The sequence below is a fragment of the Phycicoccus sp. Root563 genome, from assembly GCF_001427915.1.
In the GTDB taxonomy this organism is placed as follows: domain Bacteria; phylum Actinomycetota; class Actinomycetes; order Actinomycetales; family Dermatophilaceae; genus Pedococcus.
In genome coordinates this window covers 3,162,142-3,174,804 of sequence record NZ_LMGM01000001.1, presented here as the reverse complement: position 1 = coordinate 3,174,804, position 12,663 = coordinate 3,162,142, and the positions used below count along the sequence as shown (strand labels likewise).

At 71.1% G+C, this 12,663-nt stretch carries 12 protein-coding genes; 4 read left to right on the top strand and 8 right to left on the bottom strand.

Annotation, left to right across the window (positions count from 1 at the left end):
* Nucleotide 1: 1 nt before the first annotated feature.
* Genes ASD62_RS15130 through ASD62_RS15120 form a run of 3 tightly spaced genes read right to left on the bottom strand, consistent with a single transcriptional unit; the run spans nucleotide 2 to nucleotide 3,083 of the window.
* A complete protein-coding gene (locus ASD62_RS15130) occupies nucleotides 2-901 on the bottom strand; it encodes an aminoglycoside phosphotransferase (RefSeq protein WP_235530724.1) in 900 nt (299 codons plus the stop codon).
* Between the two features lie 47 nt (nucleotides 902-948).
* Complete coding sequence (locus ASD62_RS15125) at nucleotides 949-1,770, bottom strand: type 1 glutamine amidotransferase (protein WP_056916657.1); 822 nt, start codon at nucleotides 1,768-1,770, stop codon at nucleotides 949-951.
* Nucleotides 1,767-3,083 carry a Mur ligase family protein gene (locus ASD62_RS15120; protein WP_056916656.1) on the bottom strand — a complete coding sequence of 439 codons (1,317 nt, stop codon included), beginning with the start codon at nucleotides 3,081-3,083 and terminating at the stop codon, nucleotides 1,767-1,769. Before ASD62_RS15120 ends, ASD62_RS15125 begins: the two co-directional genes overlap by 4 nt.
* A 182-nt stretch (nucleotides 3,084-3,265) precedes the next feature.
* Here ASD62_RS15120 and ASD62_RS15115 point away from each other — a divergent pair, with 182 nt between their 5' ends.
* Nucleotides 3,266-4,084 (top strand): hypothetical protein, encoded by an 819-nt coding sequence (locus ASD62_RS15115; RefSeq protein ID WP_056916655.1) that lies wholly within the window; start codon nucleotides 3,266-3,268, stop codon nucleotides 4,082-4,084.
* 9 nt (nucleotides 4,085-4,093) lie between these two features.
* Here ASD62_RS15115 and ASD62_RS15110 read toward each other — a convergent pair whose 3' ends face one another.
* From ASD62_RS15110 to ASD62_RS15100, 3 genes are all read right to left on the bottom strand, one after another.
* The gene (locus ASD62_RS15110; protein ID WP_056916654.1) at nucleotides 4,094-5,728 is read right to left on the bottom strand and encodes a DHA2 family efflux MFS transporter permease subunit; all 1,635 of its coding nucleotides are present in this window, start codon (nucleotides 5,726-5,728) and stop codon (nucleotides 4,094-4,096) included.
* Between the two features lie 210 nt (nucleotides 5,729-5,938).
* Nucleotides 5,939-6,226 (bottom strand): transcriptional regulator, encoded by a 288-nt coding sequence (locus ASD62_RS15105; protein ID WP_056916653.1) that lies wholly within the window; start codon nucleotides 6,224-6,226, stop codon nucleotides 5,939-5,941.
* Nucleotides 6,226-6,669, bottom strand: a complete 444-nt coding sequence (locus tag ASD62_RS15100; protein ID WP_056916652.1) for a hypothetical protein — start codon at nucleotides 6,667-6,669, stop codon at nucleotides 6,226-6,228. Before ASD62_RS15100 ends, ASD62_RS15105 begins: the two co-directional genes overlap by 1 nt.
* A 241-nt stretch (nucleotides 6,670-6,910) precedes the next feature.
* On the opposite strand from ASD62_RS15100, the gene ASD62_RS15095 reads away from it, so the two are divergent.
* Nucleotides 6,911-8,032: an FAD-dependent oxidoreductase gene (locus ASD62_RS15095; RefSeq protein WP_056916651.1), complete on the top strand. Its 1,122-nt coding sequence runs from the start codon at nucleotides 6,911-6,913 to the stop codon at nucleotides 8,030-8,032.
* A 115-nt stretch (nucleotides 8,033-8,147) separates the two neighbouring features.
* Here the strand turns inward: ASD62_RS15095 and uvrA are convergent, their stop codons facing one another.
* Nucleotides 8,148-10,628 carry an excinuclease ABC subunit UvrA gene (gene uvrA / locus ASD62_RS15090; RefSeq protein ID WP_056916650.1) on the bottom strand — a complete coding sequence of 827 codons (2,481 nt, stop codon included), beginning with the start codon at nucleotides 10,626-10,628 and terminating at the stop codon, nucleotides 8,148-8,150.
* A 182-nt stretch (nucleotides 10,629-10,810) separates the two neighbouring features.
* Here uvrA and ASD62_RS15085 point away from each other — a divergent pair, with 182 nt between their 5' ends.
* On the top strand, nucleotides 10,811-11,140 hold the full coding sequence (locus ASD62_RS15085) for a VOC family protein (protein WP_056916649.1): 330 nt from the start codon (nucleotides 10,811-10,813) through the stop codon (nucleotides 11,138-11,140).
* 84 nt (nucleotides 11,141-11,224) lie between these two features.
* Here ASD62_RS15085 and ASD62_RS15080 read toward each other — a convergent pair whose 3' ends face one another.
* Nucleotides 11,225-11,884, bottom strand: a complete 660-nt coding sequence (locus ASD62_RS15080) for a hypothetical protein (protein ID WP_056916648.1) — start codon at nucleotides 11,882-11,884, stop codon at nucleotides 11,225-11,227.
* Nucleotides 11,885-12,098: 214 nt separating this feature from the next.
* Between ASD62_RS15080 and ASD62_RS15075 the strand changes: the two genes are divergently transcribed.
* On the top strand, nucleotides 12,099-12,605 hold the full coding sequence (locus ASD62_RS15075) for a DUF4232 domain-containing protein (RefSeq protein WP_056916647.1): 507 nt from the start codon (nucleotides 12,099-12,101) through the stop codon (nucleotides 12,603-12,605).
* The last annotated feature ends 58 nt before the right edge of the window (nucleotides 12,606-12,663 follow it).

The following is a 12,663-nucleotide window of genomic DNA, read 5'->3' as shown; positions in this document are numbered from 1 at the left end:
CTCAGGCGACCGCGCGCACGACGTCGGCAACCAGTGCGCTGCCCGGGTCCTCGCTCAGCACGCGGAACAACGCGGCCCGCAGCACCGCTTGCCGTCGAGCTCCGTGACGCCAACCCTCCAGCGCGGACGGGTCCGCGCCGTGCCAGACCACGGCGTCGAGGACGCAGACCGCTTCGGCCCACAGGGCCGGTCTCCAGTACGGCGCAAGGTCGATGACCACCGGGGTGCCGTGCCCGTCGAGCAGGACGTTCCCGGCGAGGTCGCCGTGGACGAGCTGGTCCGGGCCCGGCCCGAGGCCGCCCTGCTCGTCGCCGCAGAGCTCGGCCACCCAGCGGTCCGCGACCGCAGAGCCGTACGCCGCCACGGCAGTGTCCAGCGCCTGCACCGGCCCCCAGACGAGCCGGTCGGCCACGGCCCACCGGTCGTCGCGGTCGCCGAGCCCGGCCGGGCGCTCGGTCACCGCCACGGCGAGGCGTGCGTGCAGCACCCGACCGGTGGCGACGAGGACGTCGAGGTCGGTGCAGGCCGTGGTGTCCGGCTCGTACCGGCTGGCCGCCCAGCCGTCGACGACCCACGACCCGTCCCGGGCGGGGATCGGCATCGCGATCCGCACCGCACCACCGCGGGCCGCCCGGGCCACCAGTCCACCGGGGCGCGCCGCGGCGGCAACACCCGGCGCACCGGTCGCACCGGTCGCACCGGCGAGCTCGAGGTCCAGGGCCACGGCCTGTCGAGCCAGCACCGGGCTGAGCCAGTCCTGGGTCACCCCATCACGGCCGGGAGAGAGGACGAGGTCGCCGGCGACCACGCTGCGACCCTGCCCTCCCGGCAACGGTCGGACGTCGTCGGGGACGGCGAACAGGTCGAGGACGCGCGCCGGCACCGGTGACGACGACGTCACTGTGGTCTCCGACGCGGGGTGGGCCTGCGGCATACCGGGTCGGTCCCTCAGCGCTTGACGAGCCGGCGCACCTGACGGCCACGGGCCTCGTCGGCGAACGCGTCGTCCTGCTGCTCGGGTTCGAAGGGCCGTCCGGTGGCACGTTCGGCCGCGAGCCCGATGAGGGCGTCGGCGAGCGCAGGGTTGGCCGGGAGGATCGGGCCGTGCAGGTAGGAGCCGAACACGTTGCCGGTGCGCGCGCCCTCGGTCTGGTCGGTGCCGTTGTTGCCGAACCCCGACCTCACGGTGCCGAACGGCGCCTGGCCGGCACCCAGAGTCGTTGAGCCGGAATGGTTCTCGTAACCCACGACGTCACCGAACTCGGTGTCGAGCACCACCGGCCCGATCATCCGCTTGGCGTTGCCCTGGGTCGTCACGTCGAGGATGCCGAGACCGGGAAGCCGCTTGCCCTCGACGGTGATGAAGGCGTTGCCGAAGAGCTGGTACATCCCGCAGATCATGAGCATCGGCGTCCCGTCGGCGGCGAGGTCGCGGAGCCGGTCGGCGATCTGCTCGAGGTCGTCCTCGACACGGACCTGCCCCGAGTCCTGCCCACCGCCACCGAGGACCAGATGCACGGTCTCGGGGAACGCGCTGCCCGGGTGGTGCTGGTGGACGACGGGGCTGTACCCGTGGCGACGGATGCGGGCGGCCAGGGCGCGGGTGTTGCCGAGGTCGCCGTAGATGCTCATCTCGCGCGGGTAGAGGTGAACGAGGTGGATCGCGCCCTTGCCGACGCGGTCGCCGTCGGGAACCACCGCGGAGTCACTCGGCTCGCCGGGGATGAAGACGTCCTGCGGGTATGCCGCGGACTCACCGGGCACGGTCATGAGGCCTCCTCGCCGATGTCGGGCAGGTCGTACCGCGCGGCCAGCACGCGGCGCAGCGCCATCATCGCCGTGTACGTGCAGAAGATCCGCTTGGGCTCGTCCGGGTGGGCGGCCAGGAAGGCGTCGAGCGCGGGTTCGAGGGCGGGCTCGACGCGCTCGACGGCCACGTCGTCGTACTGCAGCCGCAGCGCCATGTCGTAGCCGCGGACCCCGCTGGTCACGGCGACCCCGCGGTCGCGCAGGCTCTCGAAGCTCACGTCGTAGAGCCACGAGACGTCACGGCCGTCGGCGTAGTTGTCGTTGATCGCGACCATCGTCGCGACGGGGGTGCTGCCGTAGGTGCCCAGCGCGACGGTGAAGCCGGCGGGGTTCTTGACGAGCACCAGCTCGAGCGGCTGGCCGTCGACGTCGACGACCTCGCCACGGCCGAACGGCGGCGTGACCGCGCGCAGGGCCGACGCCGCACGAGCCGGGTCGAACGCGTCGCTGAGCAGCATCCGGGCCGTGGCCGTCGCAGCGGTGGCGTTGATCATGGCGGCCAGTCCGCGCTGCTGGAGCTCGAGCGGGCCGACGGTGCCGGACCCCGGCCCACCGCCACCGAAGAGGACCTCGAACGACCGCTCGTCGCTGGGCTTGAGCAGACCGTCGTCGGGCCCGGCGACCGGCGGGACGAAGTCGTCCTCGAACCGCACGTCCTGCTCCTGCAGCTCGGGCAGCCGGTCGGCGATCGAGCCGTCGACCCCGAAGTAGTGGACGGCCACCCCGTCGGCGACGCGGTCGCGGATCCGGGAGACGAACGAGTCGTCGAGGTTGAGCACGACACCACTAGTGGTCTGCTCGGCGAGGCTGGCGAGCAGCTGGGCGGTGTGGTCGATCTCGGCGAACCGGTCGAGCTGGTCGCGGGCGACGTTGAGCAGCAGGGCGTGCGTCGGCTTCACCGCGGCGGCGAACTTCAGGGCGTGCGCCTCGTCGAGCTCGAGCACCGCCATGTCGGCCCTGAGTCGGCCGCGCAGCGGCAGCTCGCCCAGCATGGAGGAGATGACGCCGCGGGTGAAGTTGCTGCCCGTCGGGTTGGTGAAGACCGTGCGACCGTGGGCGCGCAGCACCGCGACCAGCATCTTCGTGGTCGTCGTCTTGCCGTTGGTCCCGGTCACCACGAGGATCCCGCCCCGGACGTCGGCCAGCGCGTGGGCGAGGAACCCGGGGTCGACCTTCTCGGCCACCAGCCCCGGGAGGGCGGAGCCACCACCACGCAGGCGTGATGCCGCCCGCGCCGCCTTGCCTGCGACCACTGCCGCCGTCGTCCTCAGCACCTTGCAAACCCTAACGGTCGCGGTGCCACCGGATCGCACGCGACCCGGCGACCGGCAGGACCCGGCTGCATCGTCCGATCGGTCAACCCTGTCCAGAACCTCCGTCGAGGACGGCACCGGGCGCCATACCGTGTGCCACGGCAGGGGTGCCGTTGTGAAGCTGGAGTGAGGAACGAACAACCGTGCACTATCGCGCTGCCCCGTGGCTGATCGACCACGCCCACCACCCCGAGCTCGTCGAGGAGCTCGAAGGTCTCGGGCTGCTCCCCGCGGGCTGTCTCGTCCTGGACAACGGCAAGGACACGTCGCTGGCCTGGACGGAGCCGTATGACGAGGGCGCGAGCCGCTACTTCCTGGAGAACGCGGAGCGGCCCGAGCCGATCCTCGTCACCCCTGACGCCACGGTCACCGTCGAGGTCAGCGACTGGCACGGGGGCCCGAGCATGCGGGTGCGGACGGTGATGGCCGACGGCGCCCTCGTCGAGACCAAGCTCCGCTGGCCCTGCATGCCGCCGTGGCCCCGCACGATGCAGCGTGCCGTCCGCCTCACCTCACTCGAGACCGAGATGACCCGGCACGCCGCGGACGGCCGCAGCATCGTCATCGCGGACGGCTCCCCCGCCCAGGTCCTCGCGCGGCACCGCGACCACGTGCGCCGCGTCGAGCGCGAACGCACCACGGTCGCCGTCCCCCTCGGCTCGCTCGACGACGTCGTCGACATGGCGAACACGGCGTTCAAGCACGCGGAGCAGGTGGAGACCGCCAGCATCCTCGTCGTCGGGATGGCCCACATGGTCGCCGGGGTGGTCGCGCTGGCCCTGGTCGGGCTGGCCCTGTGGCAGCGCTCGTTCTGGCTGTTGGGGTTGGTGCTCCCCGTCGCCGCACTGGCCTGGTGGGGCAGCGTGCCGCTCGTGGTCCTCGCCCGCAGGTGGCGCAGGATCAGGCCGCCGTTCCCGTGGACGAAGGACCCGCGGTCCAGGGTGCTCACCCCGGGGGCCTGAACCCTCCTGTCAGTGGATCATCACCGTGGGTGCCCCCTCGGCGCTCTCGGCGTCGAGCAGGTGCGACTCCTCGCGCTTGCGCGGAAGGAACAGCGCCGGCACGAGGGTGAGCGCCACGAGCACGGCTGCGACCCAGAAGGTGTGCGAGAACGCGTCGGCCGCCTGGGTGGCGATCTCTGCGCCCAGCTTCTGGCCGGCGGCTGACGGGTTGCCGGCTGCCTGGAGGAACTGGTCGACGAGCGGCAGCCTGGCCGCTGCGGCCTGCGCGGCGTCGGGGCCCTGCGACTGAAGTGCCTCGAAGTACTGGCCGCCCTGGCCGATGAGGGGCCGGTCCTTGAACTGGTTGGTCAGGACGACCGACAGGGTCGCCACGCCGACCGAGCTCGCGATCTGCTGGGTGATGTTGAGCAGGGTCGAGCCACGGGCGACCTCGTGCGCGGTCAGCGTCTTGAGCGCCGTGGTGAAGATCGGCATCATCGTGCCGCCCATGCCGAGGCCCATGACGAACAGCGTCGGGATGATGAAGCCCCAGTGGGAGGAGTCGGCCTCGATCTGGGTCAGGGTGAACATGCCGCCGATGATGAGCAGCAGGCCGAACGGCACGATCCGGCCCACGGGGATGCGGTCCACCAACGAGCCCGCGATCGGCATGGTCAACATGGCGCCGAGGCCCTGCGGAGCCACCAGCCAACCGGCCGAGAGCGGGGTCTCGCCCTGGACCTGCTGGAGGAACTGCGGCACGAGCAGCAGTCCTCCGAAGAACGCCGCGGCGAAGATGAACATCGTGATGATCGAGACCGTGAGGTTGCGGTTGTGGAACAGCCGCAGGTCCAGCAGCGGGTGCTTCGGCCGGAAGCTGTAGAAGACGAACGCCACCATCAGCGCGAGCCCGATGAGCCCGGGGGCCAGGACCTTGGTGTGCCCGATGCCTCCCTCACCCGGGATGGACGAGACGCCATACAGGAACAGCGCGAGGCCGGGGCTCATCATGAGCATGCCGACGAAGTCGAAGGACTCGGACGGGGACGGGTTGTCCTTCTCCAGCGCGAACCACGCGTAGGTCAGGGCCACGACGCCGATCGGGACGTTGATGAGGAAGATCCAGTGCCAGCTGAAGTGGTCGATCAGCCAGCCGCCGAGGATCGGCCCGAAGATCGGGCCGAGCAGCATCGGCACACCGAGGATCGCCATCAGTCGGCCCATCCGCTTCGGGCCGGCGGCGCGGGTCATGATCGTCATGCCGAGCGGCATCAGCATGCCGCCGCCGAGGCCCTGCAGGACGCGGAAGCCGATCAGCATGCCGATCGTGCTGGCCATGGAGCACAGCGCCGAGCCGAGGGTGAAGAGCAGGATCGCCATCATGTAGAGGCGTTTGGTGCCGAACCGGTCGGCGGCCCAACCGGACAACGGGATGACCGTGGCCAGGGCGAGCGTGTACCCGGTGACCGTCCACGCCACGGCGGAGTAGTCGAGCGGGGCGCCGCCGTCGGCGAACACGGTCTGGAACGTGCGGAGGGCGACATTCACGACGGTGATGTCGAGGATGGACATGATCGCCCCGAGCACCACGACGCCGGCCACCTTGAGGACGGCAGCGTCGATGTTGTCGGGGTACTCCACGGGAGTGGTGGACGGTGCAGACACGGGTACCTCTTCGACTCGAAGGGCGGCGGCGTCAGTGCGGCGCTGCGAATGCACGTTCAAGGCTAGCCCCGGCCACGGACAGTGGATCCAGTCATTTTCCGGACGCCGGGCGCTACGTCCGTTACGTCACGAAAGACCGTCCGCGGCGCGAGATCGACGGCCGGTCCTCGGAGTTCCCCGCATGGCCGGACGGTCGTCAGGACACCCTGGTCAGTCCACCAGGTCGATCAGCCGGCGCAGGGCGGCGACGTGCTCACGCAGGGCCTTGCGGCCGGTTCTGGTGAGGGCGACCCAGGTCGTTCGCCGCCCCGCCAGGACGCCCTTGCGGAGGCGCACGTAGCCGGCCTCGGACAGGGCTGAGAGGTGCTTGGAGAGGACCGAGTCACTGACCTCGAGAGCGGAGCGCAGCGTGGCGAACTCCGCCTCGGACACCGCCGACAGGGTCGTCATCACCTGGAGCCGAGCGGGTGCGTGGATCAACGGGTCGAGCTCGGGCATCAGCTGCCGACCATGAGCACGGCGAAACCCACGCAGGCCGCGAGGGCGAGCAGAGCGAGGGTTCGCGAGGAGACACCACCCGCCCGCTCGACCGGGTTGAGGCGGTAGGCGCGCCACCAGAGAAAAGCGTTGAGGGAGTAAGCAGCCCCACCCATCACGGCCGCGATCACCACGAGCCACCAACGCGACTCGAAGGCGGCCCAGGTCGCGGCTGCGAACGTGCCCATGTAGACGAGCGTCGACATCGTGCCCGTTCCGAGGACGATCGTGCTGGCCAGTCCGTCCAGCCTGACGCCGTTCGCGCGCCGGAACTGCACGAGTACGAGCGCCGCAACTCCCAGGAAGACCGCCGCGCCGGCCAGAACCACGGCCAGGCCAGCGGTGGTCTGCGCCGCGATCCCGTAGGCACCGGCCCCGACCTGGACCGCGACGGCCAGTGCCACGCCGGGAAAGAGCCCCCTCGGTAGCCGAAGGCCATCAGCCAGGCGGTCGCGAGCGCGGCCGGCCGCAGCGAGGACAGAGCTCGGATCCTCTGGCTGCTGGGCCAACGGCATGCTTTCCATGTTGGAAAGCATGCAGCGAACTTTCCAGTTTGGCAAGTACGGCAATGAACAACCCTCATGCAGGCACGGGACTCGCGGTCGGCATGATGGTGGGGGCTCAGGTGCGGCATTCGGAGAGGTCATGGACTCGACTACTCACGTGGTGATCGGTGCGGGGTTGGCGGGCGCCTCGACGGCCTGGCACCTGGCACGGCGGGGCGTGGACGTGCTGGTCCTCGAGCGCGACCGTCCCGCGTCTCCACGTGGCAGCTCCCACGGCTCGGCGCGCATCTTCCGCTATGCCTATCCGGACGCCCTCTATACGGCACTGGTCCAGCGGGCCGAGCCGTGGTGGGAGGAGCTGGCCCGCGAGTCCGGCCGCGACATGATGGTGCGGACCGGCGGGATCGACCACGGGACAGGGGCCACGACGCGGGAGCTCGCCGCGGTCCTCGAGGCCCGCGGAGTTCCGCACACCGTGCTGAGCGCTTCCGAGGCGGCCGACCGTTGGCCACAGTTCGGGTTCGAGTCCGAGGCTCTCTTCCAACCCGGCGCGGGCGTCCTCGACGCGGAGTCAACGGTGACGGGCATGCTGGACCTGGCACGACGCCAGGGCGCAGACGTCCGCATCGGGTGGACGGTGACCGCGGTCGAGCCCGACGCCGGCGGCTACGTCCTTCGCAGTGCTGAGGGCGACGAGCTCCGCGCAGAGCAGGTCATCGTCGCTGCGGGTGGCTGGCTGCCCCAGCTGCTGCCGGTGCTGCCGCTCTCGCAGGCCTTCCGCAGCGCGCTCCCCCCGTTCGAGGTGACCCAGGAGCAGGCCTTCCACTTCCCCTACGCCGCGGGTTTCCCAGCGGAGACCTGGCCCACCGTGATCCACAGGACGACCGACTCACTGTCCTACGCGTTGCCCGGCGGTCGGGACGCGGGGTTCCAGGGGCTGAAGATCGCCGAGTTCCGGGCCGGGAAGCCACTGCTCTCAGCGGCGGACCAGGACGGGGTCGTCACCGACTCGGGTCGGGCCCTGATGATCGACAAGGTCCGCGCGCTGTATCCGGGCCTGCGGCCGGAGCCGTACGCCGAGACCACCTGCCTGTTCACGATGACGCCCACCGAGGACTTCGTCATCGACAGCTTCGAGGGGATCACCATCCTCTCGGCATGCTCGGGGCACGGAGCGAAGTTCGCGCCCCTGCTCGGCGAGCTCGTGGCCCAGGCGCTCATCGACCGCGTCCCGCTCCCCCGCCAGTTCCAGGTCCGCTGACGGTCTCAGGGACAACGCGGCTGGGCGCGACGATCCAGAGGGCCGGGGCCAAGGTCTCCCACCGTGCGTTCTGCTCGAGAACGCCTGGAGGACCAGGCGCTTCACAGCTCGGCGATCACCCCTCGTTCGCCCGCGACGCGAGCCGCGCGGCCAGGTATGGCGCGGTGGCGCTGTCCTCGGCGCGGGCGACCTGTTCCGGCGTGCCCGTGGCCACCACCCGGCCGCCCTCGTCCCCGCCACGCGGGCCCAGGTCGATGACCCAGTCGGCACTGATGACCGTGTCGAGGTCGTGCTCGACCAGCACCACGGTGTTGCCGGCGTCCACCAGCCGGTGCAGCTGGCGCAGGAGCAGCGCGATGTCGGCGGGGTGCAGTCCTGCCGTCGGCTCGTCGAGCAGGTAGAGCGCATGGCCCCGACGGGCTCGCTGCAGCTCCGTGGCCAGCTTGATCCGTTGCGCCTCCCCGCCGCTGAGCTCGGTGGCGGGCTGGCCCAGGTGCAGGTACCCCAGCCCGACCTCGGCCAGCGTGGTGAGGCTGCGAGCAGCCGCCGGCACGTCGGCCAGGAAGTCGGACGCCTCGTCGACAGACAGGGCCAGCACCTCGGCGACGTTCTTGCCGCGGTACTCGATCTCCAGCGTCTCCGGGTTGTAGCGCGCGCCGTGGCAGGCCGGGCAGGGCGCGTAGGTGCCGGGCAGGAAGAGCAGCTCGACCGTGACGAACCCCTCCCCCTGGCACGTCTCGCACCGTCCCTCGGCGACGTTGAACGAGAAGCGACCCGCGCCGTACCCCCGATCGCGGGCCGCCGGCGTCGCGGCATACACCTTGCGCACGGCGTCGAACAGGCCCGTGTAGGTGGCGAGGTTGGAGCGCGGGGTGCGGCCGATCGGTCGCTGGTCCACGCGCACGAGCCGGTCGAACGACTCCAGGCCCGTGGCGTCGTCGACGTCGATCTCGAGCTCGGTGTCCTCGGCGTCGTCGGGGGCTTGCCCGAGGTGACGGCGCACCAGCTCGGCCAGCACCTGGGTGACCAGGGTCGACTTGCCCGATCCCGACACCCCGGTCACCGCAGTCATGACGCACAGGGGCACGTCCACGGAGAGGTCCTCGAGGTTGTGCCGGCTGACCCCGCGCAGGTGCAGCCATCCCTGCGGCGCTCGCCCGGGACGGGGCGCTGCCTCGACGCGACCGAAGAGGTGCGCGCCGGTCACCGAGTCCGCCACGTCCTCGAGACCCGCGACCGGTCCGGAGTAGAGGACCTGGCCACCCCCCTCTCCAGCGCCGGGGCCGATGTCGACGACCCAGTCGGCCCGCCGGACGATGTCGAGGTCGTGCTCGACGACGAACAGCGAGTTGCCCGAATCCTTGAGCGTCTGCAGGACCTCGAGCAACGGCTCCGCGTCTGCGGGGTGCAGACCGGCCGACGGCTCGTCGAGGACGTACACCACCCCGAACAGCCCCGACCGCAGCTGCGTGGCGATGCGCAGCCGTTGGGCCTCGCCGGGTGACAGCGTCGTGGAGCTGCGGCCCAGCGAGAGGTAACCGAGCCCGAGGTCGAGCAGGACCCCCACGCGGGCGACGAGGTCGGCGCACAGCCGCACGGCCACCTCGGTCCCCTCGCCCGAGCCCGCCGAGGACGTCGCCGCGGCGGCCTCGGACAGCTCGGCCACCGGACGGAGGAGGGCGACCAGCTCGGCGAACGACAGTGCGTTCACCTCGGCGATGCTGAGGCCGCGGAAGGTCACCTCCAAGGCGTCGGGGCGCAGCCCGGTCCCTGCGCAGTCCGGGCAGGGGATGCTGCGCACGAAACGCATCGCCTTGTCCCGCATCATCTGGCTCTTGGAGGTGGCCAGGACGTGGTGGACGTGCGCGCGGGCACTCCAGAACAGGCCGTGGTACCCGTGGTCGACGCGGTCGCGCTCCGGTTTGATGAACACCTTCGGCTGCTCGTCGGTGAAGAGCAGCCACCTGCGGTCCTTGGCCTTGAGCGACCGCCAGGGGGTGTCGACGTCGATGCCGAGACCGGTCACGATGCTGCGCAGGTTCGCGCCCTGCCAGGCGCCTGGCCAGGCGGCGATCGCGCCCTCGCGGATGCTCAGGGAGGGGTCCGGGACCATCAGCTCCTCGCTGACGTCGTGCTCCTCCCCCAGGCCGTGGCACCGCGGGCAGGCACCGGCGACCGTGTTGGGCGAGAACGCCTCTGCCGCGAGGCGAGGCGCCCCGGCCGGGTAGGTGCCGGCGCGCGAGTAGAGCATCCTCAGGAGGTTCGACAAGGTGGTGAGGGTGCCCACGCTGGAGCGTGAGCTCGGGGCACCGCGACGCTGCTGCAGCGCCACCGCGGGTGGCAGCCCGGTGATCTCCTGGACGTGCGGGGCGCCCATCTGCTGCACCAACCGGCGTGCGTATGGCGCGACCGACTCGAAGTAGCGCCGCTGCGCCTCCGCATACAGCGTGCCGAAGGCGAGCGACGACTTGCCGGAGCCGCTCACGCCGGTGAAGGCGACCATCGCCTCCCGTGGGAGGTCCACGTCGATGTTCTTGAGGTTGTGCTCGCTGGCTCCGCGGACATGGACGTAGGGGTCGTTCGGGTCGTGGGGCACACTCCTGTCTAGTCGCTCACCGGCCGGCCCGCACTGTGACCGCGGGGTGGTGGATCACGCAGAGGGCTGCACCGATGGATCAGGAATCGAGAAGCGCCGGTCACCGGGTCGCTCGTAGCCTTGTTCCTCGTCGATGACGCGACGGTCAGCGAGGCGACCGTCCTGACCCGGAGGTGCCGAAGATGAGTCCCACGATCAGCAGTCTGGTGATCCCGGTATCCGATCTGGAAGCCACCAAGGCCGTGTACACGGCCTTGTTCGGCGCACCGCACACCGACGAGCCGTACTACGTCGGGTACAACGTCAACGGCTTCGAGGTCGCCCTCAACCCGGCAGGTGCAGGCGGCGGCCCGGTGGCGTTCGCCGATGTCGACGACCTCGATGCGACCCGCGCAACGCTGCTCGCGGCTGGAGCCACCGAGCGCGACGAGCCGCGCCAGGTCGCACCCGGTGCGCGCGTCTGCGTCCTCGCAGACGCCGACGGCAATCCGATCGGCCTGCGCGGCAAGTAGCACCGCACTTCGCGGTACCGCACGCCCCCGCGCCGCGAGTAGCGCGTGCCGCGACCCGTTGCCCGCGCCCGCGCCCGCGCCCGGTCAGTAGATGTTCGAGCCGCCGTTGCAGACCATCCGGTTGTTGGCGTTGTACACGGCGTTGGCGACGATGACCGTGGAGGCCACCTTGGTGTTGCTGCTGCTCATCCAGCTCAGGCTGAGCCGGATCGCGACGTCCTCGTTGGGGAGCTCGGCCCCGGTGAAGCCGCTCTCGCCTGCTCCGCCGGCGTCGTGCACGGTCGTCTGGTTCGTGGCACCGGTGGCGTACGAGGTCCACGTGCGCGTCCAGACCCCGGCCCTGGCGTAGGTGTAGAACCAGCCGGAGCGGTACGTGCTCGGTCCGGTCGGGCTCGGGTGGACGAACTCGACGTACACCCAGACCAGCTGCGCCGCGGTGGTCGTGCCGGTCACGTACGGCAGCCCGGTCGTGGACACCTTGAGGTCGGCGAACCCGCCGGGGGCGTGGGGCTGCAGGTACCAACCGCAGTTGACGTTGGTGTACTGGGCCGTGGCCGCCGAGGCGGGGCCGACCCCGGTGAGGGTGAGGCCGAGGCCGGCGCCGGCCGCCACCAGGCCGCAGACCAGTCGGCGGCGCAGACCGGGGCGGACCTTGGTGGCCCGGGTGGGGGCGTGGGTCCCGGCGTCGGTCCCGGCGTCGGTCCCGGCGTCGGTCCCGGCGGTGGTGGCAGTCGTGGTGTTCATCGGGATCTCCCTGGTCGGTGCGGTTGTTCGGCTGACCCCAACTGTCGTCGCCCCGTCGGGATCCGACTGTTCGCCGGGACACCGCTGCTGTGTCGTCCCGGCGACACCCGTACCCGACCGCGCGCGTCGGAGTCCCCACAACCCCGGGCGCGCCCCGGACGTCACAGAGGGTGGCGGGCAACCGCCCGCCGGAACCGACCAGGGGGTCCTTCCCATGAGCAAGAAACTGATCCTCACCATGACGAGCACCGCGGGGCTTGCGCTCGCGACGCTGGTCGCGGCACCGACGTCCGCGCAAGCCGCCGTGCCGCACTGCACCAACTCCGCCCTGGCTGCGAGCCTCGTCCACCTCCAGGGCGCCGCAGGGAGCCAGGTCGGCGACCTGCGCCTGACCAACGTCTCCCGTGGCCACTGCTGGACGCGGGGCTACCCGGGTGTCTCCTACGTGGGTTTCGGCAACGGCACCCAGATCGGACGTGCAGCGACCTGGGACGCCGGAGCCGTCACGACGATCACGCTGTCACCCGGGCAGCATGCGGACGCACCCATACGCCTGGTGAACGTGCAGAACTACCCCGCATCGACGTGTCGGCCCACACCGGTGGACGGACTGCGCGTGTACGTGCCCGGCTCCACCCTGGCCAAGTTCGTCCCCCACCGGACGACAGGCTGCAGGTCCACGACCATCACGACGATCTTCGTCAGGCCGTTGGCCCGCTAGACCGACCGCGCCAGGCAGGGGGCGCGGCCCGGCCGCAGCGCGAGCCACGAGAACGCTT

What these genes read in the sequence shown, in the direction of transcription:
- ASD62_RS15080 (WP_056916648.1), bottom strand. Translation starts at nt 11,884, where the DNA reads ATGAACACCACGACTGCCACCACCGCCGGGACCGACGCCGGGACCGAC.
- ASD62_RS15075 (WP_056916647.1), top strand. Translation starts at nt 12,099, where the DNA reads ATGAGCAAGAAACTGATCCTCACCATGACGAGCACCGCGGGGCTTGCG.
- ASD62_RS15105 (WP_056916653.1), bottom strand. Translation starts at nt 6,226, where the DNA reads ATGCCCGAGCTCGACCCGTTGATCCACGCACCCGCTCGGCTCCAGGTG.
- ASD62_RS15125 (WP_056916657.1), bottom strand. Translation starts at nt 1,770, where the DNA reads ATGACCGTGCCCGGTGAGTCCGCGGCATACCCGCAGGACGTCTTCATC.
- ASD62_RS15095 (WP_056916651.1), top strand. Translation starts at nt 6,911, where the DNA reads ATGGACTCGACTACTCACGTGGTGATCGGTGCGGGGTTGGCGGGCGCC.
- ASD62_RS15085 (WP_056916649.1), top strand. Translation starts at nt 10,811, where the DNA reads ATGAGTCCCACGATCAGCAGTCTGGTGATCCCGGTATCCGATCTGGAA.